The organism is Streptomyces sp. SID13726, from assembly GCF_010548375.1.
Classification (GTDB): domain Bacteria; phylum Actinomycetota; class Actinomycetes; order Streptomycetales; family Streptomycetaceae; genus Streptomyces.
The window spans coordinates 281,829-306,286 of the sequence record NZ_JAAGLY010000008.1; the positions used below are offsets into that span (position 1 = coordinate 281,829).

Sequence of the window (24,458 nt, forward strand, 5' to 3'; positions counted from 1 at the left end):
CGAAATTCGCCGTGTTGCCACCCAGGAGGGCGACGTCAGCGGCTGCTCACCGTAGGGGAAGCCACTGACATCGCCCGCTGACCTGCTGGTTACCCGATGTGGAAGCGGAATCGAAGCCGGCCGTGACGGACTAAGACGATGACGACGATCACGACGACTCCTGCCACCGTGACGGGTGCCGGAGTCATTGAGGGGTCCAGGGACACGACGATCTCACTCTCTATTTCTTGGTCTTCGCCTGTATCGCTTAATGCTGACGAGAGTGACGGGCGGCTGCCGACGCTTGCGCAGAGATCCGACAGACCTACGCCCATCCCCGTACGGCGTCCCACAGCAACAAGCGGGGCCCGGGGACAAGCTCCCCAGGCCCCGCGTCAATGGCCAGACACAACAGCGCGAACACCAAGTTGCGATCCTCGGCCATGCCGGGAGCAATCTCCGATCGGCGAGGCCGCCGCACGGCTCAACAACGTGGGCCGTTGCGCCATGGTGGCACGGTTCAGCATGGAAACTTCGAGACAGGGACAAACTCCTCAGCAAACGAAGCTCCCGCGGTCCTCCACATCGTCCGGGTCCAGTCCGCGCCATTCGTGGTAGGCGCCGTGCCACCAGATCAAGTCTCCGGTGACCGGTGTGGCCAGGCCGGAGCGCAGGGCCGCCTCGGCCTCGTGGCGCGGCAGGGACGCGGTGTGCTGCTGGAGGGAGCGCAGGACCTCGGGCCCGCACGGGCGGCTGGGATCCAGCAGCCGGGCGACGGACGTCTCGATGGCCTCCCGGTCTGCCTTTCGGCGGATGACGATGACGGGCACGCTGTACCCGTCCTCGATCATCTGGAAGGCGCGGTCCACCTTCGGGAAGTCCAGACGGCGGCGCAGGTCCTCGATCTCCTCGCCCAGTCCCGGCTGGAGGGCGTAACGGACCGGGTAGTAGCGCTCCAGCGCGTCAAGATCGTCGGGGTAGGCGAGCTGCGGCCCGAAGAAGGTATCGCTGGCCTGGACGGCCGCCCGGTACTCGGTGCCCTGCGGCTGACCGCCGCCCTGGGGCCGGAAGATGACGACCGTGCCGCTGTCGAGGCGGCCGTCGCGGTTGCAGCGGCCGGCGGCCTGCTGCATCGACTCCGCCGGTGCCCACGCCCGGTACACGCGCGGGAAGTCCAGGTCGACCCCGGCCTCGATCAGATTGGTGGACACCACCTGCACCGGCAGATTGGCGGCGAGCAACTCCTTGACACGGGCGATGACTTCGCGGCGGTGTGCGCCCGTCATGCGGGTCGACAGGTGCAGCACCTCTCCCTCGGCCGTCATCGCGTCGAGGTGGCGGTGCAGGCGGGCGGTGTCCTTGGTGGTGGCGGCCACGGTCAGCACCTGCCGGTGCCCGGCGGCTTCGGCCGCGATGCTCTCCAGGGTGACGTCCTCGCCGGTGCGCCACTCGTAGCGGACACGGCGCAGCTGTTCGAACAGTGCGGCCGGGTCGTCCACGATCACCCGCCGCTCCAGCCCCTGCCACCGGGGCAGCTGCCAGAACGAGGGCTGGGTGGCCGAGACCAGCAGCACGGTGACGCCGAAGTGGTCGACCAGACCGCGTAGCACGCTCAGGATCGGGGTCAGCAGGCGGTCCGGCAGGGCCTGTACCTCGTCCAGCACGATCACCGACCCGGCCAGATTGTGCAGCCGTCGCATCGCCGAGGGCTTGTGCGAGAACAGCGACTCGAACAGGCGCACCGTGGTGGTCACCACGAACGGGGCATCCCAGTTCTCCGCCGCCAGCCGGGCCGCGTGCGCCCGCCGTTCCCACTGCGCCTGCTGCTCTGGTGACAGTCCGCCGAGCGGCGCCTCGGCGTCCAGGTCGACGGCGCTGTGGTGCTCCAGCACCACCGCCTCCTGTCCCGAGCCGGGCTCCGGGTCGAGGAGGTCGCGGTAGACGCCGGCGTTCTGCTCCGTGATCGAGATGTACGGCACGGCCAGCACCACCCGCCGCATCCCGTGCATGGCCGCGTGCCGCAGCGCGAAGCCCCCCGCGGCCAGTGTCTTGGCCCCGCCCGTGGGCACATGCAGCACATACGCCCCGGGCCGGCCCGACGCCGCCGCGCACGCCTGCTCGTACACCGCCTGCCGCACCCCGTCGACCGGGGACGGCTCCCGCCGCGCCAGCACCGCCGCCCGCCGCTTCTCGTACCGCTCCACCAGCACGCCCATGTCCGCGGGTGCACGCAGCCGCACCGCAGCGCCCTCGAAGTGCGCCGCGGTGTCCAGGAAGTCCGCATCCACCACGCAGCTGAACAGCATCCGCAGCAGCAGATCCAGCCCCAGCCGCCGCTCCGCCTTGGGCACGTCCCCAAGCCACGCCGGGATGCCCGGGCGCGGCTCGGGATGAATCTGCGGAACCGTCTGCTCCACCGCACGGACGGCTTCCTCGACAAGCTCGGCATGCTCCCCGCCGGGCTGTGCCTTGACCAGCTCGGTGCGCAGCTTGTCCATGTCCGGCAACCCGCCATGGTGACCGAAGACCACCGCACCGAACGCCAGCTGCGTATACCGGTCCGCGAGCAGCGTGCCGGCATGCTTGTGCGGCGCCCCGACCCGGCCACCACCACGGCGCTCCGCCTCCCGCAGCCTGTCCTGCCACAGACAACTGCCCTTGCCCACATCGTGGATCAACGCAAGGTAGGCGGCCAGCTCCCCCGCCCCGAAGACCTCACCGAACCGGCCGGCCAACTCCGCGGAACCACGCAGGTGCTCCTCCAGCGCATGCCGGTGCCCCGACACGGCACTGCGGCTGTGCGCGTAAAGCTGACCATTGGACACAAACACGGCGAACTCCCCAAGGCAGAGCGCATTTGCGGATCGGATCATGCGGGTCGGAAACGTACACGCCGCCACTGACACCGCCCTGCGGAAACCGCGCACCCGACCCACGTCCCACCCGGCAAGCGCCCACTTCAAAGGGCCGATGGGCAAACTCCCAGATCGGCAACGGCGGTTGTGGGCAGCTCAACACTGCTTCTTGAGGCGACACTGGCTATCCTCACGGAACCCGCGGCAGGGCGATCGTCCGCAGAGCCACCTATGACCGGCAGCGGTGGCAACGCGAATCCCGACCGCCGACTCGTGCATCACGCAGATGTCGGAAGCCGAAAAGGCACCGAAGCCCAGGAGTCGTCAGTCACCCCCGCCACCCCGTTTCGGGCACGTGGGGGCGGAAATATAGCGGCGGAGTCCCGGTTACCGAAACCGGGACTCCGCCGCACCATTAGTAGTCCACCGCCACGACTTGCCCATACGTCGAAAGAGACACCCGACGACCACAGACCCGATCCCTGACACTCACAGACGGAGCGCCGGCGAGCGATCAAGCCGCCGCGTAGCTCGCGCGGAACAGGTCCTGCGCTCGCTCCACGTCCCTCGCTGTGCGGAGCTGCACCTCCAGGTTACCCGTCCCGTGGTGCCCAAGACCAGATACGTCCCGCGTGAACCCCGGAATGAGGTCTACGTCCTGCGGATCGACCTTCAGGTAGACAAGGAGCTTGCTCCGCTGCGGCGGACACAGGCATGCGAAGTTCCGCAGCCGCTGGTACGCCCAGTACTGCTTGCGCTCGACCCGGTTCACGCTGTCTCCGAGCCCGAGCAGCGCCTCGTCGACCGCGCTTGCCAGCTCCGCCATCGATCCGCCATGGGCTGCTGCCCGGGCGACCGCCCGCCTACGCGACCGACGTGTTGCCTGCGTGCCGCCGCTGGCGGATGCCACGGTCTCAAGCCCGAGCAGGTCGCTGCCGAAGAGTCGGTAGCGGACCAGGTCAATCGACCTCCGGTGCTCGCGTACGGCGTGAACGTCGTAGCGCGTGAAGTCGCCGGCGACGCAGATCAGGCGCGGGCCGTTCCACAGCACTTGGGACGCGGCCGTCGCCCCGAGCCGGTCACGGACCAGGTGCTCGAACTCGGCGCGGTGATCCATCAGCCACGATAGGTAGTACAGGCCCTGGTTGATGACGCCGGCATCGACGCCTCGCTTGTACTCGACGATGACCGGCGAGCCATTCTCGTCCAGCCCGAGCGAGTCGATCCGACCTCGGTGGACCGGCCCGGTACAGTACTCGGTCGCCAGGAAACGGGCCCCAAGCACCGTCTCCATGTGCGCCTCGACGAGGCCCTGCACCTTCGCCTCGACCTCTGCAAGACGCGGGGCGACCTCGGTCACGCCGCTATCCGTCGTGTGGAACAGCTTCAGGCCCGACACCTTCCCCTCCTCGACTCGAAGATCGAGAACGTCGGGGAGGGGCAGGATTGTTTCCGCGAGGGGCTTCGAGCGAGTGAAGATGGCGTGAAAAGCTATATACGGGCAATCGGGGCACGCTGGCGTCCCACGCGTCCCAGGGATCACTTGATCCCACATACGTCCCACAGGTATCTGGGACGAGCGCCCGGAAGACTCCGTTTTCGCAGGTCAACCCCCGTAGCTCAGTGGATAGAGCAGGCGCCTTCTAAGCGCTTGGCCGCAGGTTCGAGTCCTGCCGGGGGCGCCACATCCTCTTCGACCTGGGGTCATGGGTCAGCAGGATCGTCGGGAGCCGCGTGACCAGCCCAGCGCTGGTACCCAGAACCGGGGAGCCCTTCCCGAGGCCGCCCGCGTCCGCCCCGGCCTACTCCCCCCGCAGATACGTCTCCAACTCCCCCGCCCCCACCAACAACGCCCGCCCCCGCGCCGCCAACCGCCCGTGCCAGTCGCGCAGTGCGGTCTCCAGTGGCTCCAGTCCCCCCGCCGCCCGCACCTGCGCGATAAGTGGCTCGATCTGATCCAGCAGATAGCCGCCGCGCCGGAGTTGGTGGGTGAGTTGGGCGTTTCGTACGGCGGTGTCGTCGTAGACGCGGTATCCGGTGTGGGGGTCTCGGTGCGGGTGGACGAGGCCGGCGTGCTCCCACTTGCGCAGGGTCGCGGGGCGGATGCCGAGGCGGGCGGCGAGGGGGCCGATGAACATGCCTTCGGTGACCCGCGGTTCGGGCGATTCGGCTGCGGTAAGGGGCTTCAGGTCGTGCAGGGCGCTCTCCACGGCCCTCAGGGTGCGCCGGTCTTGGAGGAGTTCGGCGTGGCTCTCGTCGATGAGGCGGAACGCCTCCTCCGCCGTGCCCTCGTTCACCGCCCGCATGATCGCCGTCGCCGTCCGGTGGCCGTGGCCCGGTACCAGGGCGAGGAAAGTGCGCAGGGCCTGGGCGTGCCGTGGGGTGTAGGTGCGGTAGCCGTGGGGGGTGCGGGCGGCGGGCGGGAGGATGCCGGCCTCCTCGTAGTTGCGGACCGCCTGCGTGGACAGACCGTGCCCGCGCGCCAGATCGACCGGCCTGAGCCGTTCACCGGTTTTAAGGTTACGTCCCATTTTCCAGCCGCCATCGCGTAAAAGTTTCCACCGAAAGTTCAACGATAGCGTTGAAGGCATGGCTTCCGAGACCTCCGCAACCTTCGACCCACCTGCGACCTTCGGCCCGCCCGGCGACTCCGACGCCTCCGACATCTCCGCCGTCGAAGCAGCCCCTCTCCTCCGCCTCCTCCCCACCCGCCCCCGCCTCCTCGCCCTCGGCGAACCCACCCACGGCGAGGACACCCTGCTCGGTCTGCGCAACGACCTCTTCGAGCAGCTCGCCAAGGAGGGCTACCGGACCCTCGCGGTCGAGAGCGACTGCCTGGCCGGGCTGATCGTGGACGCCTACGTCACCTCGGGCGAGGGCACCCTCGACGAGGTCATGGCGCGCGGCTTCAGCCATGAGTGGGGCGCCTTCGGGGGCAACCGCGAACTGGTGCGCCGGATGCGCGCGTACAACGAGGGCCGGCCCCCGTCCGAACACCTCCGCTTCGCCGGTTTCGACGGCCCCCTGGAGATCACCGCCGCCGCGAGCCCCCGCCAGGCCCTCACCGCACTCCACACCTACCTCGCCGCCCACATCCCGGCCGCCCTGCTCCCCTGCACCGCCGGGACACTGGACCGTCTCCTCGGCCCCGACGACCGCTGGACCGACCCCGCCGCGATGACGGACCCGACACGCTCCGTCGGCCGATCGACGGACGCCGATCAACTCCGCCTCCTCACCGACGAGTTGACCGCACTGCTCGACACCCAGACACCACACCTGATCACAGCGGACCCAGACAGGGGGAACCCGGACCGGAGCAACCTGGACCCAGGCACCCCCGACCCGCACGACTCCGACCGGCACACCCTCGACCACGCCTCCCTGTACAGCCGTACCGCCACCGGCCTGCTCCGCTACCACCACGCCATGGCCGACACCTCACCCGCCCGCATGACCCGCCTGGTCGCCGTGCGGGACCAGATGATGGCCCACAGCCTCCTCGCCCTCGCGGCCCGCGGCCCGGTCCTCGTGAGTGCCCACAACTCCCACCTCCAGCGCGAGAAGAGCACGATGCGACTGTGGGACGGTCCGGTCGAGTGGTGGAGCGCCGGCGCGCTGGTGAGCGCCCGGCTCGGCACGGACTACGCCTTCGTCGCCACGGCCCTCGGCACACTCCGGCACCGGGGAGTGGACGTACCCCCGCCGAACACCCTCGAAGGCCTCCTGTACGAACTCCCGCGCGACCAGTGCCTCATCAACCCCCGCCACCTGACCACCACCCACCTGCTCCCCCGCGAGTCCCCCTGGTACGGCTACGCCCCGCTCGACCCCGCCCACCTCCCCGGCATCGACGGGCTGGTCTTCGTCAAGGACGTGCCCGGGCCGTCCCGCGGCACCCCCGCGTAAAGTCGATCACCCGAACCGACCCCACCGGAGCTCACCGGGGCTCATCGAGGCTCACCGGAGGAAAGGACCGACATGCGTCTGCGTTGCGCCGTGCTCGACGACTTCCAGCAGGTGGCGACCGAGGTCGCCGACTGGTCACCGCTCGCGGACCGGGTCGAAGTCGTCTCCTACGACACCCACTTCGCCGACGAGGACACGCTGGCCGCCGCTCTCGCCGACGCCGACATCGTGGTCACCCTGCGCGAGCGGGTCCCCTTCCCCGCCTCCCTGATCGCCCGGCTGCCCCGGCTGAAGCTGCTCGTCGCCTCCGGGATGCGCAACTCCGTCATCGACTACGAGGCCGCCGAGGCGCACGGCGTCACCGTCTGCGGTACGGCGAGTTCGTCGACCCCTCCGGTCGAGCTGACCTGGGCGCTGCTCCTCGGCCTCGCCCGGGGGATCGTCGACGAGAGCAACGCCCTGCGCACGAACGGCCCTTGGCAGCACACCGTCGGCGCCGACCTGCACGACCGCACGCTCGGACTGCTCGGCCTCGGGAAGATCGGCAGCCGGGTGGCGCGGATCGGACTCGCCTTCGGCATGCGGGTCAGCGCCTGGAGCCAGCATCTCACCAAGGAGCGCGCCGACGAGGTGGGCGTCCAACTGGCCGCCTCCAAGGAGGAGTTGCTCGCCGACAGCGACTTCGTCTCCATCCACCTGGCCCTCGGCGACCGCACCCGCGGTCTGCTCGGCCCCGCCGAACTCGCCCTCCTCAAGCCCACTTCGTACCTGATCAACACCTCGCGCGCGGCGATCGTCGACCAGGACGCGCTCGTCGACGCCCTGCACGAGGGCCGGATCGCGGGCGCGGGCGTCGACGTCTTCGACACCGAGCCCCTCCCCGACGACCACCCGATGCGCACGGCCCCCCGACTGCTCGCCACCCCGCACCTCGGCTATGTCTCACGGGCCAACTACGCGACGTACTACGGCCACGCCGTCGAGAACATCCAGGCGTACCTGGCGGGTTCACCCGTACGACGGCTCCCCTGAGCCCTCGTCGGGAGACGGCCTGCGGTAGATCCCCTCGCTCCGGCGCAGATGGTGCAGGTCCACCAGATAGCGCCGGAGCGTCACATGGTCGATCTCGTCGCTCTCCTCGCACCAGGCCCGCAGCTTCTCGTTGACGACCCGCTCGGGGTACTCGACACCCGGTTCGAAGGTCTGCTCGGCGATGTGCTCCAGAACCAGCTTCTTACGGGCCCACCGAGCGGGCAGCCGCACCAGCCGCCCGTCCCGTACGAAGGTCCGCAGCAACGGTTCTCCCGAACCCGCACCCGAGACCGAGCCGCTCTCCTCAACACGCGCCCGCCCCCGCGCCCGCTCCCTGAACACCCCATACTCCACAACCAGCCCCCCACCATCCCCCTCACCCACCACACCCTCCCCACCCAGCCGATGCAACGCCACAGCCGTGTCCCGGGCGGACAGCCCGGACACCCGGGCGATCTCGGCGGGGGTACCCGCGCCCAGCGCGACGGCGGCGAAGGCCCGTACGCGGTTCTCCTCGGCGAACAGGCGGCTGGTCCGGTCGGTCGGTTCCGTGTCGGTTGCCATGCCCGGAAGCTAGTGGAGCCCTCTCGCCGGTCCGAGCGAATTTTCCGCGCACAAACGCGCGGAACCCGGTCCTCCTGTTCAAAAAGGGTGATCCCCACATGAACGCCGTTACCAGCAGTGAGCCTCCGCGTTGAAGGGGGAGTGCGACGGCGCGTCCTGCCGCCGCACCCACCGAGTCAAAAGGAGAACGTGATGTCTCGCATCGCGAAGGCAGCGGGTGTCGCCCTCGGCACCGGTGCCGTGGTCATCGGCGGCGCCGGCCTGGCGCTGGCGGACGCGGGCGCCCAGGGCGAGGCCGTCGGTTCGCCCGGCGTCCTGTCCGGCAACGTCGTCCAGGTCCCCGTCAACATCCCGGTCAACGTGTGCGGGAACACCGTCGACGTGATCGGCCTGCTGAACCCGGCCTTCGGCAACACCTGCGTCAACGACGGCGGCCACAAGGGTCACCCCGGCCCGGGTGGACACCACGGCGGCTACGGCTACGGCGGCTGACCGTCCGTACGCAGCACAAGAGCCCCGGCACCTCGAGCGCCGGGGCTCTTCCCGTGTCCGCGGAACCCGGACGTACCGACGAGTCCGTCAGACGTACCAGTGCATCCCTCAGGCGTACCGGTAGATCGCGCTGACATCCTCCAGCCGGCCCGGGGTCACGTCCCACGGCGGCAGCTTCTCGTCACGGGCCACGACCCGCTCGTGCTGCTCGTCGGCCGGTCCCGGCGGCGTGGCGGGCAGATAGCGGGCGCCCGCGTGCCGGCGCTGCCAGCGGTACCAGCACAGGTCGACGAAGGCGTGGTGCATCCAGAAGACCGGGTCGTTGACGGACGCGCCGCTCACCATGATCCCGCCGACCCAGCGGTGCACCCGGTTGTGGTTGCGCCAGGCGGCACTGCCCCGCCCGCTCCCCCACCCCTCCAGCCGGTTGCGGAACCCCCGGTTCACCGTGGAGTCCCAGGGCGAGACGTCGTAGACGGGGTCGGCGAGCGCCCCCTCCAGGTCGCCCTTGGTCGGCAGCGCGATGGGGTCGGCGGCCCGCCCGAGGTCCCGGGTGAGGAACTTCTCGTCGGTGATGTTCTCCTTGATCGTCCAGTTGCCCGTCGCGTAGGCGAACGGCCCGGTCGTCACCCGCCGGTCCGAGCGCCGCCCGTTGCCGCCGAGCAGGTCCGCGGTCCAGGGCGTGGAGGTCGCCGTACGGTCCCGGGTCCAGTCCCAGTACGGCACCGTCACCGACGAGTCGACCCGCCTGAGCGCCCGCTCCAGGTCCAGCAGGAACTGGCGGTGCCAGGGCAGGAAGGACGGCGCCATGTGGGCCGTACGCAGCCCGTCGTCGCCGTCGGAGACGTAGTACTCGATGTGTGTGCGCACGAACTCGTCGTACTCGCCCCGCCGTTTGACCTCCAGCATCGCCTTCACGAACCGCCGCTTCTCGGTGGCGGTCAGGGTGCTGACGTCCTTACGCGTATACGCCATGGTCTCCCCCCATGTGTGGTTGTTCTCCGTCCCGCAGCCGGCGCCCGGGCCCGAGTTCGTCGACGGCGGCGCGGGCGGCGTCGAGCGGTGTGGCGTACGACCGGTAGTGGTCGACCATGCTCAGCCAGCTGCCGTCGGCGCGGCGCATCAGATGCAGTGGCCGGCCGTCCACGGTGACGAGCCACCGGCCGTCGCCGAGGACGCGGCCCGCGGCGGCCGCGGAGGTCCTGATGCCGCGGATGTGCCGGCCCCGGTAGGTCTCGTCGAAGACGACGTCCGCGGGCGGTTCGGCCGCGCGCGGGGTGCGGGACACGGCGACGACCGGGGCGAACGCCGCGACCACGGCCACCGGGCCGAACAGCCCGAGCAGCACGTCCCGCCGGCTCACCCGGCCCGGCCCGCCTCTGCCGCGTCCCGCCCTCAGGGGCACCGCCCCCACGACCGCACCGCCGTCACTCACGACCATCGCTGCTCCTCCGGTTCGGGTTGTCCCTACCGGTAACCGCCGCACCCCCCGGTCGGTCACCGTCGAGGGGCCGGCGAGGTGAACCGGCGGGCGGCGCCGGGCAGACCGACGGGCCCGGGCAGGAGCGCCCGGGCCCGTCCGTGCGGTGGGTCCTACAGTCCCGCTCCGGTCACCAGGTCCGCGCCCGGGACCGTCTGGAGCACCGGGGCCAGGACGCCGACCTGGGGCAGCTTGGCGTCCGGGAGGCCGTAGTTGTCGGGGTTGGGCGCGGTGAGCGGGGCGTCCACGCTCAGGCCGGGGGCCAGCGTGCGCAGGTCGGAGGCCGGGGCGTCGACGCCGACGTGGTCGAATCCGTCGCCGAGGACGTGCGGCAGCGGGGCGCGCAGGCCCGCGCCGGGCAGCGCACCGCCGACCGGCACCTGCGGCAGCACCCGCTCGGGGATGAGCCGGCCCTCGACGTACTGCGGGCCCTCGGGCGCCCCGGGCGTCAGCAGCGGAAGCTCCGCGCCGAGCTTGGGCAGCTGCATGTTGAGGGAGTTCTCGACGCCCTCCAGCGGCACGGGGACCGGAACCGTGTCCACCGCGGCGGCGGGGGTCGCGGCGCCCACCGCGGCCGCTACGCCCGTGATGACGGCGGCAATGGTTCCTCGGGTGGTCGACTTCATCTCAGGTACGGTCCCTTTCAGGAATCAGGAGGCTCAACGTCCGTACCCCGTAACGATTCCGACCCCGGGACCAGTACAAGATTCCCCCGGCTGCCGCAGTAGTCGGACGTACGGCAATCGGGTGGTCCAGAAGTCACACCGGGCCCGGTCGCGTCGGGTGCGGGGACCCGGGGGCCGGGGCCCGGCGCTCCTCGTCGCCTCAGCCGCGCAGGCTGCGGGCCGGCAGCACGATGTGCGCCGCCGCGTTCAGCGTCTCGTCGGCGCCGGCGAAGGCGGCCAGCGCCTCCGGGTCGATCGGCTTGCCGGGCTCGGCCTCGGCCCAGGGGCGGGTGGTGAACACGAAGTAGGCGAAGCCCTGTTCCTCGATGGCGGCGAGCCACTCCGGCGGCGGCACGCACTGGGCGTTGAAGCCGGGCATGGTCACGACGGCGGTGCCGGACTGGATGAGCAGGCTGACCGGGATGCTGGGCCGGGCCTTGCCGTCGACGAGGTCGCCGCCGACCGGCAGGCCGTTGTTCTCCAGCAGTGCCTCGACGGCGGCCGTCGAGCCCTCGGGGCCGGTCGCGCCGTCCCCGAGGGAGTAGGCGAGGAGGTAGGGCATGTCCCCGTCGGGGCCTTCGCCGCTCCAGGCCATCACGACCAGCGTGCCCAGGTCGGGGGCGTTGAAGGGGCGGGTTTCGCTTGTGGTTGAGGTCACCGCGCGACCTTATCGACGCGCCGGAAGGCCTCCGGTCGCGTTCTCACCCGAAGGGACGAGCGCCGGGGCCCGCTCCACACGAACGAGGGACGCGCCGCGCACAGGCTGACAGGGCCGGTTCCCCACGACGTGGAACCGGCCCCGCGGCGGAAAGGAAGGCGGGTGGAGCGGTTTTCAGCTCTGCAGCGGAAGGCCGCCGAGCAGACCGCCCGAGTTGAGCGTGGTGGTCGCGCCCTTCACGGTGTTGAGCACGGAGTCCTTGTTCTCGGTGTCGAGCGCGTCCGTCTGGTGCTGGAGCGGCATCACGTCGGCGGGCTCGAGCCGGCCGCTGGTGAGCGTGTTCACGGCGCCGTTCAGGCTGGTGGGCGTGAGGTCGGCGGTGTTGTAGGCGAACGCGGGTGCGGCGGCACCGGCGAGGGCCAGGGAACCGGCGACTACGGCGGCAGCCTTCAGGGACTTCATCGTGTTCCTTTCTTTCGGCGACTCACGTCACCGGGGGAATTCGGACGCCGTGTCTAACGACCTCTGTCCGGCACGGAAACCCTTTGCGCCGTAATTGGGGTAATTGGCCTTTCATGAAAAAGCCGTCGGGCCGGCCTCGGGAAAGGCCGGCCCGACGGAATCACCAGGTTCTCAGGCCGCGTCTCAGGTCGCGGGAAGCAGACCCGAGGTCGGCAGCGAGCTGGTGGGCAGGGAGCTGGTCGGGAGCGAACTCGTGGGCAGTGAGCTCGTCGGCAGCGAGCTGGTCGGGAGCGAGCTCGTCGGCAGGCTCGGCAGACTCGGCAGGGCCGGCAGTCCGGGCAGGTTGGGCAGCGGCAGCTTCCCGCCCAGCAGCGTGGCGGCGAGGACGTTGACCAGTCCGGTCAGCACCCCCGTGACGGCCGGGACGACCTGCGTCGGGTCGCCGGAGGTGACCGCCTTGAGCAGGGTGTCGACCGCCTTCTGGAGGGAGGCGAGCGCGTCGGCGACGAGGTCGGAGGGGAGCTTGGCGGCGGCCTTGGAGTCGTCGGCGCTCTTGGTGAGGGACGGCAGCGTCGGCAGCGAACTCGTGGGCAGCGCGCCGGTCGGCAGCGAACTCGTCGGCAGCGCAGCGGTCGGTGCCTCCGGCAGCGTCGTGGCGGGCGGGGCGACCGGGGCCGCCGGAGCCGCCGCGCCGACCTTGGCGATGGCGTCCTTCACGGCGTCGCCGAGCTTGGTCGCCTCCTCCGGCGAGAGCTGGCCGTTGTCGGCCTTCAGCACGGCGCTGAGCAGGTCGGTGACCGGAGTGAGCACGGCACCGAGGTTGCCGAGGCCCTGGACCTGGGCGAGCAGCCCGTCCGCACCGGGGACGGGGGCCCGGGACGCCGCCTGGACGCGCTCGCGCGCCGTCTGGGTCTCGGCCGCCGCGGCGGCGGGTCCGGCGAGCCCCAGCAGGAGGGCGCCGCAGAGGGCGGAGGAGGCGATACGCCGGACGGGCAGACCACGCATGGGTGTTCCTTTCGATGCACGAGGATCTTGTGCCCACCGTGGAAGTGCCCACCGCGCTCTGCAACCGAGCGAGTACGGGACGCAATCGCGCCCGTGCCGTCAACTCCGCGTTCCCCCTGGTGAGGGCCGCGGCAGGGACGGCTCACCGCTTCGAACACCCGCTCCCCCGTTCGGGGCAAGGCGTCCCGGGGAACGAGAACCGGCCGGGCTCCCGTGATGGAGTCACGGGAGCCCGGCCGGCAAAGGGAATGACGCCGACGTCAGTCGTTGGCGCACTCGTTGCCGAACGAGGGGTTCAGCAGGCCGATCACGTTGACGGTGTTGCCGCAGACGTTGACCGGGACGTGGACCGGAACCTGGACGACGTTGCCCGACAGCACGCCCGGGGAGTGGGCGGCGGCGGCCTGGGCGCCACTGTCGGCGGCGGCGAGGCCGGCGCTACCCGCGACGGCGGCGGCCGCAACGGTGGTCAGGGCCAGGCCCTTCGCAATACGCGACATGGAGAGCTGCTCCTTGGGTTGACACAAACATCCGGGCGGGGATGCCCGGCGCTGTGTCAACGCGCGGCGCGCTCGGGGGTTGTGCCCCCAATGGAGTGATCTCACGGGAGCGGTCGCTTCACCATTCCGACACACTCGCCACCTTTAGCCTGATTAGTACGCATAGCGGCTAGTGTTGCGGACCTCCCGACGCACCCCTATAGGCATCACATCGCACTCATAGGGGCCGAACTTCCCGGAAGGGCAACGCCGGTCATGCGCAAATCCCCGGGTCCGCTGCTGCGCCGCACCCTGGCGGTCTCCCTGGCCCTGCTCGCCACAGCCGCCGCGCCGCCCGCCCCGGAGGCGGAGCGCGTCCCGTTCGCCGAGCGCCACCACGCCCTCCAGCACGGCGGTTTCGCCCGCGCGGCCAACACCTCCATCAGCTGCCGTACGACGACGGCGAACTGTCCGGCGGCCCGTGCCGGCCAGGCGGCCAACGGCGACTTCGACATGTTCTACGTCGACGTCGACAGCGACCCGAACACCTACAACTCCTCCCGCGCCGAGCTCCGGCTGCCGGAGGGCTCTCGGGTGACGTACGCGCGCCTGTACTGGGGCGGCAACCTCAAGGTCGGCGAGCAGAAGCCGCCGAAGGACAACGGGCGGGTGCTGTTCGCGGAGCCGGGCGGCCAGTACAAGGAGGTCCTCGCCGACACGCTCACGGGTCACCGGGTGGCGCGGGGCGCGGACGCCTTCCAGGCCTCGGCGGACGTCACGAAGCTGGTGCGGGAGAGCGGGGCGGGGCTCTACACGGTGGCTCAGGTCAACGTGGCGATGGGCAGGTCGGACGCCGGGGCCTGGGGCGGATGGACGCTCGTGGCGGCGTACGAGAACCCGGGCGAGCCCCTCAGGCACCTCGCGCTCTGGGACGGGTTCGACGCGCTCTCCCCCGAAAGCCATGAAATCCGGATGAGCGGGATGCCCTTCCCGAAGGGCGCGAGCGGCCGCGCGGGGCTCGTCGCGTACGACGGCGACCGGGGCCGCACGGGTGACTCGCTCACTCTTTCGACGGACCGCCGGGTGGGTGTCGCCCTCACCGACACCGCCAACCCCCGTACGGACGTACTGAATTCGACCATCGGTGAGCCCGGACCAGCGCCCTCGCGGCGTGTGCCCTCCTACTCGAACACCCTCGGCTACGACTCCGACGTGTTCGATCTCGGCAAGGCGCTCGCCTCCGGTGGTGACCAGCTGGCCTTCCGGCTCGTTTCCCAGCGCGACGCGGCGTGGGCCGGCGTGCTCTTCGCCGCCGTCGACGCCCGCAAGTGAGGCGCGTTCCCGCCCCTCTTGAGCACCACCCGTGAGCGAGGAAGACGCGCATGCACCAGTCAGCCACCGACCCTCGGCCACGGGTCCTGCACCTCACCCAGCCCGTGGACGGCGGGGTCGCCCGGGTGGTGACGGACCTGACGCGCGCCCAGCTCGCGGCGGGCCTGCACGTCACGGTCGGCTGCCCCGACGGACCGCTCACCCCGGTGCTCCGGGCGCTCGGCGCCGACGTACGGCACTGGCGGGCGACGCGCTCCCCCGGTCCGGCGCTCCTTCAGGAGGTACGGCAGCTCTCCCGGCTCGTCGACGCGGTGCGGCCCGACCTGGTGCACGCGCACAGCGCGAAGGCCGGGCTCGCGGGCCGGCTCGCGGTGCGGGGGCGGATCCCGACCGTGTTCCAGCCGCACGCCTGGTCCTTCGAGGCGGTCGGCGGGGTCACCTCGGCGCTCGCGCTGCGGTGGGAGCGGGAGGGGGCGCGCTGGGCGCACCGGGTGGTGTGCGTGAGCGAGGCGGAGCGCGCGACCGGCGTGCGCGCCGGGATCGCCGGCCGGTGGAGCGTGATCCCGAACGGCATCGAGCCCGAGCGCTTCCACCCCGCCGCCGTCGGCACCGTGCGCGCGACGCTGCTGCCCGACGTCGATCCGGCGGCCCCGCTCGTGATGTGCGTGGGGCGGCTGTGCCGGCAGAAGGGGCAGGACGTGCTGCTGCGGGCCTGGGAGGCCATCCTGGCGCGGGTGCCGGGGGCGCGGCTGGTGCTGGTGGGTGACGGTCCCGACGCCGAGGCGCTGCGGAGCAGGTCGCCGGAGTCCGTGGTGTTCGTGGGCGCCGTCCACGACACCGTCCCCTGGTACCAGGCCGCCGACCTGGTCGTCCTGCCCTCGCGCTGGGAGGGCATGGCGCTCGCGCCGCTGGAGGCGATGGCGTGCGGGCGGCCGGTGGTGCTGACGGACGTCGACGGCGCCCGGGAGAGCCTGCCGCCGGGTCTCGCACCGCGCTGCCTGGTGCCGCCGGGCAGTCCGGCGGGGCTCGCGCGCGCCGTCACCGAGCTGCTGCTCGACCCGCTCCTGCGCGAGTCCCTCGGCCACCAGGGGCGGCGGCACGTCCTGGCCACACACGACGTACGGCACACGGCCGGGGCGGTGGCGGACGTGTACCGCGAGCTCCTCGGCGGCGAGTTCGCAGGGCGCCTCGCGCCCACCGAGTACAGGGAGTCCATCCACTCGTGACCGCGGAAAGTACCGTCCCCTCGCCCGGCGGGCAGCCACGGGATCTGCGATTCTCGCCCGTCTCGGTCATGCCGCCGCGCGGCACCACCACCGGCTTCCGGTTCCCGCTGCGGCGGCCCCCGGCCCGGCCCGCCTCACCGGTGCCGCTGCTCGCGGCCGACGCGGTGGCCGCCCTCGTCGGCGCCTCCGCGATGGCCGAGGCGCTGCGCCATCCGATGCTCGCGGCGCTCCTGGTCGCCGCGTCGATACTGCTGCGCCCGCACCTGTCCGCACCCGTGCCGGGCATCCTCGACGAACTGCCCACAGTCTGCGGCCGGATCGCGGTCGCGTGGCTCGCGGTCGCCGCGCTCGTCGCGGCCTACGACCCCGAGCTGGCCCTCGGCCCCGGCACGCTCGCCGGCGGCTTCCTGATCCAGTCGGTGGTGGCCTGCGCGGGCCGCGGCACCGTGCACTGGCGGCGCCGCGCGGCCCGCCTGGCCCGGCCGCGCGCGGCCCTGGTGGTCGGCCCGGCCGGTACCGCGCAGCGCGTGGCCGCCGCCGTGCAGCGCCATCCGCGGTGCGGGGTACGGCCGGTGGGCATCGTCGCCGACCAGCCGGACGCCGCCGACGGACTGCCGGTGCTGACGACCGGCGAGGAGGTCGAGCGCGCCCTCATCCAGAACGGCGTACGGGACGTCCTCGCCGTCCATCCCTCCGTACGGTCCGAACAGGGGCCGCTGCTGCGGGCGTTGGCGGAGTCGGGCTGCGCGGTGTGGGAGGTGGACGCGGACTCGCCGTCGTACGAGACCCGTCACCAGCTCGCCGGATTCGCCTGCCGCCGCATCGACATGGGCGTACGGCGGCGCGGCAGTGCCGGCAAGCGGGCGCTGGACGTGCTGGTGTCCGGGTCGCTGCTGCTGCTGGTCGGTCCGCTCCTCGCGGTGTGCGCGGTGGTGCTCCGGCTGACCGGCGGGCGGGGTGTGGTGTTCCGTCAGGAGCGCATCGGCAAGGACGGCAAGCCGTTCACGCTGCTGAAGTTCCGCACCCACCGCCCGGTCGACGAGCACGAGGCCGCGACCCGGTGGAGCGTGGCCAACGAGATCCGGATGTCGTGGTTCTGCCGCTTCCTGCGCAAGACCTCGCTGGACGAACTGCTCCAGCTGTGGAACGTCTTCTGGGGCGACATGAGCCTGGTCGGCCCGCGGCCCGAACGCCCGTACTTCGTCGCGAAGTTCAGCCAGACCTACCCCGGCTACGCGGCCCGGCACCGGATGCGCACCGGCATCACCGGGCTCGCCCAGATCAACGGGCTGCGCGGCGACACCTCCATCGAGGACCGGGCCCGCTTCGACAACGCCTACATCGACAACTGGTCGCTGTGGCAGGACATCTGCATCCTGCTGCGCACCGCGGCCGCGCTCGTGCGTCCGACGGGGAGCTGAGCGGCCATGACCCACGTGTCCGACGAAGCGGCCGAGGCACCCCTGCTCCACGCGCCCGGCCAGGTGGCCGCGCGGCCCACGAGCCATGCGCGCTTCCTGCTGTCCCACGCCCGCGAACTGCCCCCGGTGCTCCCGGTGTTGGCCGTGATCGCGCTTCTCGCACTGCCCCTCGGGCCCGGCGGTGAGGGCGGGGCCGGTCCCGCCGACGCGGTGTCCGCGCTGGCGGTGCTGTACTGCGTGCTGCGGCTGCTGCGGGACCGGCGGCGCCCGCTGTCCGTCGCGGCCGTCGTGCTGCTCGGCCTGCCGGTGGCCGGCCTCGCGGTCGCGGCGATGGGCGCGTCCTCGCCGGGCGAGGGGCTCACCGGCATGGGCCGCTACCTCCAGATCTTCGTGCTGGTCCCGGCGGCCGTCCTGCTGCTGATCCGCGGCCGGGCCGACTTCCGGCTGCTGGCCTGGGCGTTCGTGGGGCTCGCGCTGTGGCAGGGGACGATCGGCGTCCACCAGTTCCTGACCGGGACCGGCGCCTCCTACCAGGGTGAGGAGATCCGCGCGGTCGGCACCTTCGGGGCGCAGGACGTGATGGGGATGGCGACCGTCGTGTCGTTCGGTCTGGTGTGCGCGGTGGGTCTCGCGCTGGGCCGGACTCCCGTACGGCAGCGGGCGGTTGCCGCCTGCTGCGCGCTCGCCCTGCTGGTGCCGCTGGCGTTGTCCTTCAGCCGGGGCGCGTGGATCGCCACGGCGCTGACGCTGGTCGTCCAGCTCCTGCTGGCCGGTCTCAGGCGGGCGTTGAAGGTGGGCGCCGTGGTCGCCGCGCTCGGGGTGATCCTGGTCGGCGGCTTCGGCGTCGGCTCGGCGATGCTCCAGGAGCGGGTCGACAGCATCACCCAGGTCACCGACGCACCCGACCAGTCCGTGACCGACCGGTACACCATGTGGGCGGCGGCGGTCGGCATGTGGCGCGAACACCCGCTGACCGGCGTGGGGTTGAAGGGCTTCCCCGAGCACCGGGACGCGCACGCCTCGCTGGCGCTGTCCGCGGGCAGCGACACGGAGGGCGCGGGCGCGGCCTTCCGCAAGCAGCCGCTGCTGTCGCCTCACAACATGTACCTGCTGATCCTCGCCGAACAGGGCCTGCTCGGGCTGCTGGCCCTCGCGGGCGGCTGGCTGGGCCTGCTGGTGTGCGGACTGCGCCGGCTGGTCCGGGTGCACCGCTCGGGCCCCGGCCTCGACTGCGCGCTGGTCGCCTGCGGCCTGCTGGTGTGGCAGCTGACCGACTTCGCGTACGCCGACATCGGCGGCCCCTCGACGGTCCTGACCGCGGTGTGCTTCGGCCTGGCGGCGTGGTGGGCGCTGGCCGGCCACGGGGGTGAGCAGGAGACCGGGGCACGGCAGCCCTCGACCGCTCGCGTCGAGAAGGCCGCGGCGCGGTGAGGGTGAGGCCAGGCGGGACGCGGGGACCTCGCGTCGGGACTCCGCGGGGCATCGGCCGGGCTCGACCGGCACCGGGCCCGGCGGGTGCGCCCCGGCCGGCGGTGGACGAGGCGTCCGGCGAGGTCGGCGCGGTCGCCACCGAAACCGAGACCGAGACCGAAACAGCCGACACCTCCACCGGCACCGTGGACCTGCCCCCCGTACCCCGCGCCGCCCCCGCCGAGCCCCCCGCCCCCGAACTCACCGCCGTCTCCCGCAAGTTCCTCGCCAAGGCCACCCTCGTCACCGCGGTCCTCTCCATCGCCGGTGCCCTCCTCGGACTGGTCCGGGACCAGGCCCTGGCCCGGCTCTTCGGGGCCGGCAGTGAGACGGACGCGTTCCTCGTCGCCTGGACCGTCCCGGAGTTCGCCTCCACGCTGCTGATCGAGGACGGGCTGGCGTTCGCGCTGATCCCGGCGTTCAGTCTGGCGCTGGCCAGGCGGGCGCAAGGGGCCCCGGGCGACCCGGTCCGCTCGCTGGTCGCGACCACCCTGCCCCGCCTCTCGCTCGCCTTCGTCGCCGTGTCCGCGCTGATCGTCGGCACCGCGCCCTACCTCGTCGAGGCCCTGGCGCCCGGCCTGCCCGACCCGTCGCTCGCCGTCGACTGCACCCGTCTGACCGCGCTGTGCGTCCTGGGCTTCGGGCTCACCGGGTACTTCAGCGCGGCCCTGCGCGCGCACCGCCGGTTCGTGGCGCCCGCGGCGATCTACGTGGCGTACAACACCGGCATCATCACGGCGATGTTCGTCCTGGGCGGGCACTGGGGCGTGCGGTCGGCGGCGGTCGGTGTCGCGGTCGGCAGCGGACTGATGGCACTCATCCAACTTCCTTCCTTCGTACGGCAGTTGCGCCGCAGGAAGGTCCAGCAGCCGACGCCCGTCGAGGACACCGGGCAGCGCGCGGTGTCCGTCGCCCTCGTCGCCACGGTCCTGCTCTTCGCCCTGTGCCGGCAGTCCCAGGTCCTCATCGAGCGATTCCTCGCCTCCCCGCTTCCCGCCGGCGCCATCTCGCACCTGAACTACGCGCAGAAGGTCGCCCAGATCCCGATGACCCTCTCGCTGATGCTCTGCACGGTCACCTTCCCGGTGGTCGCCCGGGCACTGGCCGACGGTGACGTCGAGCGGGCCCGCACCCGGGTCGAGCGGGACCTCGCGCTCGCCGCCTGTCTCGTGCTGCTGGGCGCCGCCACGGTGATCGCGTGCGCCCCGCAGATCGTCGAACTCCTCTTCCAGCGGGGCGCGTTCACCGCCCGGGACACCACGGCCACCGCCGACGTCATGCGGGTGTACGCCCTCGGACTGCTCGGCCAGACCCTGACCGGCTGCCTGGTCCGCTCCTACTTCTCCGCGGGCCGCCCCACCTGGTACCCGGTCTCCGCAATGGCCGCCGGGATCGTCGTGACCTCCTGGGTCGGCGCCTGGACGGTCGGCTCCTGGGGCGTCCTCGGGATCGCCGCCGCCAACGCCTCCGGCATCACCGCCACCGCCGCCCTGCTGCTGGTCGGCATGGGCCGCCGCAGCGTCCCGATCCGCACCCGCCGGGTGCTGCGCGAGCTGAGCAGGCCGGTCCGCGCGGCGGTGGTCGCGACCCTGGCCGGCGCCTTCGTCGCGAGCCGCGCCGACACCCCCCTGACCGGCCTGCTCACCGGCTCGGCCACGGTCCTCACCGCCTTCTCCCTTCTGGCCTGGGCCCTCGGCTCCCAGGGTTTCGCACCCGCACTCCAGTCCGTCCGCTCCGTCACACGAAGGCTGACTCATGGCCGCACCCCTTGAATCCACCCCGTGGATCGCGATGTACCACTCGGTGGGCGACTGCTCCGACGACCCCTACCGCATCACCGTCACCCCCGACCGCCTCGACCGCCAGCTGTCCTGGCTGAGCCGCCGCGGCCTGCGGGGCGTCCCGGTGTCCGAACTGCTCGCCGCGCCCAGCCGCACGGGGCTGGTCGGGCTGACCTTCGACGACGGGTACGCCGACTTCCTCGACCACGCCCTGCCCGTGCTGGAGCGCCACGGGTTCGGCGCCACGCTCTTCGTGCTGCCCGGCCGGCTCGGCGGCGACAACGCCTGGGACCCGCTGGGCCCGCGCAAGCCGCTGCTCACCGCCGACGGCATCCGCGCGGCCGCCCGGGCCGGTGTCGAGATCGGCTCGCACGGGCTGACCCACGTGGACCTGACGAAGGCGGACGACGTCCTGCTGCACAGCGAACTGACCGACAGCAGAAAGCTGTTGGAGGAGCTGACCGACACCCCCGTCACCGGCTTCTGCTACCCCTACGGCACGATCGACCGGCGTGCGGTGGACGCCGTCCGGGAAGCCGGATACGCCTACGCCTGCGCCATCGACCCCGGCGGGATCGACAGCCCGCTCGCCCTGCCCCGCGTCCACATCGGGCAGAACGACACCGCCGTACGCCTCTTCCTCAAGTACCGGCTGCACCGGCTGCGCCGCCGCCCCGTCGAGGGGATCTGAGGTGCGGGCCCTCCATGTCATCACCGGCCTCGGGGTCGGCGGTGCCGAGCAGCAACTGCGGTTGCTGATCAGGCACTTGCCGGTCGACTGCGAGGTCGTCACGCTGACCAACCCGGGCCCGGTGGCCGACGGGCTGGCCGCCGACGGCGTGCGGGTGACGCACCTCGGGATGGCCGGGAACCGGGACCTGGGCGCCCTGCCCCGGCTGGTCCGGCACATCCGGTCCGGCGGCTACGACCTCGTGCACACCCACCTCTACCGGGCCTGTGTCTACGGCCGCCTCGCCGCGCGTCTCGCGGGGGTCCGGGCGATCGTCGCCACCGAACACTCCCTCGGCGACTCGCAGATGGAGGGCCGCCGGCTCACCCAGGGGGTGCGCGGGCTCTACCTCGCCAGTGAGCGGCTGGGCCGGGCCACGGTCGCTGTCTCCCCCACGGTCGCCGACCGGCTGCGCCGCTGGGGCGTGCCCGCGCCCCGGATCGAGGTCGTCCCCAACGGCATCGACCTGGACCGCTTCCGCTTCGACCCGGCGAGCCGGCTGCGCACCCGCCAGCGGCTCGGCCTGCCGGAGACGGCGTACGTCCTCGGCGGCGTCGGACGCCTCGCGCCCGGCAAGCGGTTCGACGTGCTGATCCACGCGTTGGCCCGGCTCCCGGAGATCTGCTGGCTGCTGCTGGTCGGCGGCGGCCCCGAGGAGCATCTCCTGCGGCGCGCCGCGCGCGAGGCGGGGGTGGCCGACCGGGTGCTGTTCACCGGCGAGCGCCCCTACCTCCCGGACGGCTCCCCCGGCCCCGACCTGCCGTCGCTCACCTCCGCGATGGACCTGCTGGTCTCGCCCTCCCCCGAGGAGGCGTTCGGTCTCGCGGCCGTCGAGGCGCTCGCGGCCGGGCTGCCGGTGCTCTACGCCTCCTGCCCGGCGATCGAGGACCTGCCTCCGCAGGCCGCGGCCGGAGCCATCCAGGTCCGCTGCGATCCGGGCGCGTTCGCGCGTGCCGTCGCCGCGGCCCGCACCCGTGGCCCCGGCCCGCGCACCGCGCCCGACGCCGCGCACCACTACAGCATCACCCGCAGTGCCGCCCAGCTGATGGACGTCTACGCGGCCGCCGTGGCCGCCCCTTCCGTGTCCCCGTCACCCCAGGGAGCAAGTTCCCCATGACCTCCGCAACCGACAACAGCCCCCGCCGCCCCTCCCCGCTGGCCCGCGTCAAGTCCCTCCCGCCGTGGTCCCTTATCGCGGCCGGCGCCGTCGCCGGCGGACTCCTCGGCGGGGTCTACGGCCTCGCCCAGCCGCCCGTGTACACGGCCACGGCGTACGTCGTCGCCGTACCGACCGAGAAGTCGGACTCGGCGTCCGCGCTCGGTTTCGCGCAGGCCTACGGCCGGGTCGCCACCCAGGTCGCGGTGCTCGGGGACGCCCAGGTGTGGGCCGGGGTGCCGGTGAGGACGCTCAAGTCCAGTGTGCAGACGGCGACTTCGCCGGACGCCCCGATGGTCTCCATCACGGCCACCTCGGCCCGCCCCGACCTGGCCGCCGACATGGCCAACGCGGTCTCCCGCGCCCTGACCCGGCACGCGAACGACACCAAGAGCGCGACCAACGTCGAGCTCCAGCAGTTCGCCCGTGCCACCAAGCCCACCGAGCCGTCCTCGGCCTCCCCGGCGGTGACGGGCCTGGTCGGGGCGAGCGCGGGCGGGCTGCTCGGCGGCCTGGTGCTGCTGGCCCGGCCGCGACGCTCCGGCGCCGACCGGGACCGGGACCGGGGCCGCCCGGCGGCGGTACCGGCACCGGCCGTCGCCGCCGAAGCCCACGGACAGCTGTGACGTACACGACCCACCTCGTCACCGACGAGCGGACCTTCGCCGAACTGGGCCCCGAGTGGGCCGAGTTGTACCGCAGATGCGAGGCCGCGACCCCGTTCCAGAGCCATGCCTGGCTGCACTCCTGGTGGCTGTCGTACGGCAGGCCCGGGCGGCTCAGGCTGGTGCTGGTCCGGCACGAGGGCGAACTGGTCGCCGCCGCCCCGCTGATGCGGGTGGGCCGCCCGGTGCCGTCCCTCGTGCCGCTGGGCGGGGCGATCTCCGACTACGGGGACGTCCTGCTGGACGACGCACGCGGCGAGGAGGTGGTGGCCGCGCTCACCGAGGGCCTCGCGGCCGCCGCCCGCACCGCCCTGGTCGACTTCCGCGAGGTGCGCCCGGGCGGCGCGGCCGAGCGGATCTACGACCACTGGAGCGGGCCCCGGCGCCGGGTGGGCGACTCGGTCTGCCTGGAGCTGCCCGCCGTACCCATGGACGAACTGGTCGCGCGGCTGCCGTCGGCCAAGGCCCAGCAGCGGGTCCGCGCCAAGCTGCGCAAGCTGACCTCGCTCGGGGTCGAGCGGCATGTCGTGGAGCCGGACGAGGTGGACAAGGCGCTGCGTCGGCTCATCGAGCTGCACCAGCTCCAGTGGCAGGGGCGGAAGGTGACGTCGGAGCATCTGCGGCCGCGGTTCTGCGACCACCTGGTGCGTTCGGTCGGCCCGATGGTGCGCTCCGGGGACGCGGTGGTCACCGAGTTCCGGCTGGCGGACGACGTGGTGGCCGTCGATCTGACGCTGCTGTCGCGGCGGCTCGCGGGCGGCTATCTCTACGGCGCCCATCCGCGGCTGCGCGAGCGCAAGGCGGACGTGGCGGTGATGCTGCTCGACGCGTGCGCCGAGCACACCCGTGAGGGCGGGCGCGGCACGCTGAGCCTGCTGCGCGGCAACGAGCCGTACAAGCTGCACTGGCGGCCCGAACCCGTCGTCAACCAGCGGCTGTTGCTGGCCAGGAAGCACACGGCCCCGCTGCTGGGCGCGGTCGTCTGTGACGTGGCCGCGCGGCGGCGGGGCAAGGAGCTGCTGCTGCGCTGGAACGAGCGGAGGGAACATGCCGGTGGCGGCAGGTCCTGAGAGGGCCTGCCGCCACCGGCCGGCGCG

At 72.4% G+C, this 24,458-nt stretch carries 23 protein-coding genes; 12 read left to right on the forward strand and 11 right to left on the reverse strand.

Annotated elements, in window-relative coordinates:
- Positions 1–533: 533 nt before the first annotated feature.
- The 3 genes from G3I78_RS23470 to G3I78_RS23480 form a co-directional block, all read right to left on the reverse strand.
- The gene (locus G3I78_RS23470; RefSeq protein WP_343243829.1) at positions 534–2,810 is read right to left on the reverse strand and encodes a CRISPR-associated endonuclease Cas3''; all 2,277 of its coding nucleotides are present in this window, start codon (positions 2,808–2,810) and stop codon (positions 534–536) included.
- A 538-nt stretch (positions 2,811–3,348) separates the two neighbouring features.
- Positions 3,349–4,233 carry a DUF5655 domain-containing protein gene (locus G3I78_RS23475; RefSeq protein WP_164427667.1) on the reverse strand — a complete coding sequence of 295 codons (885 nt, stop codon included), beginning with the start codon at positions 4,231–4,233 and terminating at the stop codon, positions 3,349–3,351.
- A gap of 403 nt (positions 4,234–4,636) precedes the next feature.
- Positions 4,637–5,365, reverse strand: coding sequence for a TioE family transcriptional regulator (locus tag G3I78_RS23480; RefSeq protein WP_164427669.1), 729 nt, complete (start codon positions 5,363–5,365; stop codon positions 4,637–4,639).
- A gap of 58 nt (positions 5,366–5,423) precedes the next feature.
- Here G3I78_RS23480 and G3I78_RS23485 point away from each other — a divergent pair, with 58 nt between their 5' ends.
- Entirely contained in the window at positions 5,424–6,743 is a 1,320-nt protein-coding gene (locus tag G3I78_RS23485) for an erythromycin esterase family protein (protein ID WP_164427670.1), read from the forward strand.
- 72 nt (positions 6,744–6,815) lie between these two features.
- Positions 6,816–7,775: a D-2-hydroxyacid dehydrogenase family protein gene (locus G3I78_RS23490; RefSeq protein WP_164427672.1), complete on the forward strand. Its 960-nt coding sequence runs from the start codon at positions 6,816–6,818 to the stop codon at positions 7,773–7,775.
- On the opposite strand, the gene G3I78_RS23495 is transcribed toward G3I78_RS23490, so the two are convergent.
- Positions 7,752–8,339, reverse strand: a complete 588-nt coding sequence (locus G3I78_RS23495; protein ID WP_164427674.1) for a DUF2087 domain-containing protein — start codon at positions 8,337–8,339, stop codon at positions 7,752–7,754. The genes G3I78_RS23490 and G3I78_RS23495 overlap by 24 nt on opposite strands.
- Positions 8,340–8,531: 192 nt before the next feature.
- Here G3I78_RS23495 and G3I78_RS23500 point away from each other — a divergent pair, with 192 nt between their 5' ends.
- Complete coding sequence (locus G3I78_RS23500; RefSeq protein WP_164427676.1) at positions 8,532–8,831, forward strand: chaplin; 300 nt, start codon at positions 8,532–8,534, stop codon at positions 8,829–8,831.
- A 108-nt stretch (positions 8,832–8,939) separates the two neighbouring features.
- Here G3I78_RS23500 and G3I78_RS23505 read toward each other — a convergent pair whose 3' ends face one another.
- From G3I78_RS23505 to chpG, 7 genes are all read right to left on the reverse strand, one after another.
- Positions 8,940–9,806 (reverse strand): tyrosinase family protein, encoded by an 867-nt coding sequence (locus tag G3I78_RS23505; RefSeq protein ID WP_164427678.1) that lies wholly within the window; start codon positions 9,804–9,806, stop codon positions 8,940–8,942.
- The gene (locus tag G3I78_RS23510) at positions 9,790–10,272 is read right to left on the reverse strand and encodes a tyrosinase cofactor (protein WP_164427680.1); all 483 of its coding nucleotides are present in this window, start codon (positions 10,270–10,272) and stop codon (positions 9,790–9,792) included. Before G3I78_RS23510 ends, G3I78_RS23505 begins: the two co-directional genes overlap by 17 nt.
- A gap of 152 nt (positions 10,273–10,424) precedes the next feature.
- Positions 10,425–10,937 (reverse strand): hypothetical protein, encoded by a 513-nt coding sequence (locus G3I78_RS23515; RefSeq protein WP_164427682.1) that lies wholly within the window; start codon positions 10,935–10,937, stop codon positions 10,425–10,427.
- Positions 10,938–11,136: 199 nt separating this feature from the next.
- Entirely contained in the window at positions 11,137–11,634 is a 498-nt protein-coding gene (locus tag G3I78_RS23520; protein WP_164427684.1) for a DUF5949 family protein, read from the reverse strand.
- Positions 11,635–11,808: 174 nt separating this feature from the next.
- On the reverse strand, positions 11,809–12,096 hold the full coding sequence (locus G3I78_RS23525) for a hypothetical protein (RefSeq protein ID WP_164427686.1): 288 nt from the start codon (positions 12,094–12,096) through the stop codon (positions 11,809–11,811).
- A gap of 183 nt (positions 12,097–12,279) precedes the next feature.
- Positions 12,280–13,101 (reverse strand): hypothetical protein, encoded by an 822-nt coding sequence (locus G3I78_RS23530; RefSeq protein WP_164427688.1) that lies wholly within the window; start codon positions 13,099–13,101, stop codon positions 12,280–12,282.
- Positions 13,102–13,361: 260 nt separating this feature from the next.
- Entirely contained in the window at positions 13,362–13,601 is a 240-nt protein-coding gene (gene chpG, locus G3I78_RS23535) for a chaplin ChpG (RefSeq protein ID WP_164427690.1), read from the reverse strand.
- Positions 13,602–13,856: 255 nt separating this feature from the next.
- Between chpG and G3I78_RS23540 the strand changes: the two genes are divergently transcribed.
- The 9 genes from G3I78_RS23540 to G3I78_RS23580 all read left to right on the forward strand — a co-directional run bounded on the left by G3I78_RS23540 (position 13,857) and on the right by G3I78_RS23580 (position 24,431).
- Positions 13,857–14,912: a DUF3344 domain-containing protein gene (locus G3I78_RS23540; protein ID WP_164427692.1), complete on the forward strand. Its 1,056-nt coding sequence runs from the start codon at positions 13,857–13,859 to the stop codon at positions 14,910–14,912.
- Between the two features lie 50 nt (positions 14,913–14,962).
- The gene (locus G3I78_RS23545; RefSeq protein WP_164427694.1) at positions 14,963–16,138 is read left to right on the forward strand and encodes a glycosyltransferase; all 1,176 of its coding nucleotides are present in this window, start codon (positions 14,963–14,965) and stop codon (positions 16,136–16,138) included.
- The gene (locus tag G3I78_RS23550; RefSeq protein WP_164427703.1) at positions 16,135–17,559 is read left to right on the forward strand and encodes an exopolysaccharide biosynthesis polyprenyl glycosylphosphotransferase; all 1,425 of its coding nucleotides are present in this window, start codon (positions 16,135–16,137) and stop codon (positions 17,557–17,559) included. Before G3I78_RS23545 ends, G3I78_RS23550 begins: the two co-directional genes overlap by 4 nt.
- A 6-nt stretch (positions 17,560–17,565) precedes the next feature.
- The gene (locus tag G3I78_RS23555) at positions 17,566–18,990 is read left to right on the forward strand and encodes an O-antigen ligase family protein (protein WP_239157984.1); all 1,425 of its coding nucleotides are present in this window, start codon (positions 17,566–17,568) and stop codon (positions 18,988–18,990) included.
- 191 nt (positions 18,991–19,181) lie between these two features.
- Entirely contained in the window at positions 19,182–20,801 is a 1,620-nt protein-coding gene (locus tag G3I78_RS23560) for a lipid II flippase MurJ (RefSeq protein ID WP_239158013.1), read from the forward strand.
- Positions 20,785–21,501 (forward strand): polysaccharide deacetylase family protein, encoded by a 717-nt coding sequence (locus tag G3I78_RS23565; protein ID WP_239157985.1) that lies wholly within the window; start codon positions 20,785–20,787, stop codon positions 21,499–21,501. The genes G3I78_RS23560 and G3I78_RS23565 overlap by 17 nt, the downstream gene beginning before the upstream one ends.
- A gap of 1 nt (position 21,502) precedes the next feature.
- A complete protein-coding gene (locus G3I78_RS23570; protein WP_164427705.1) occupies positions 21,503–22,657 on the forward strand; it encodes a glycosyltransferase in 1,155 nt (384 codons plus the stop codon).
- Positions 22,654–23,322, forward strand: coding sequence for a lipopolysaccharide biosynthesis protein (locus G3I78_RS23575; protein WP_164427707.1), 669 nt, complete (start codon positions 22,654–22,656; stop codon positions 23,320–23,322). Before G3I78_RS23570 ends, G3I78_RS23575 begins: the two co-directional genes overlap by 4 nt.
- Complete coding sequence (locus tag G3I78_RS23580) at positions 23,319–24,431, forward strand: GNAT family N-acetyltransferase (RefSeq protein WP_164427709.1); 1,113 nt, start codon at positions 23,319–23,321, stop codon at positions 24,429–24,431. Before G3I78_RS23575 ends, G3I78_RS23580 begins: the two co-directional genes overlap by 4 nt.
- The last annotated feature ends 27 nt before the right edge of the window (positions 24,432–24,458 follow it).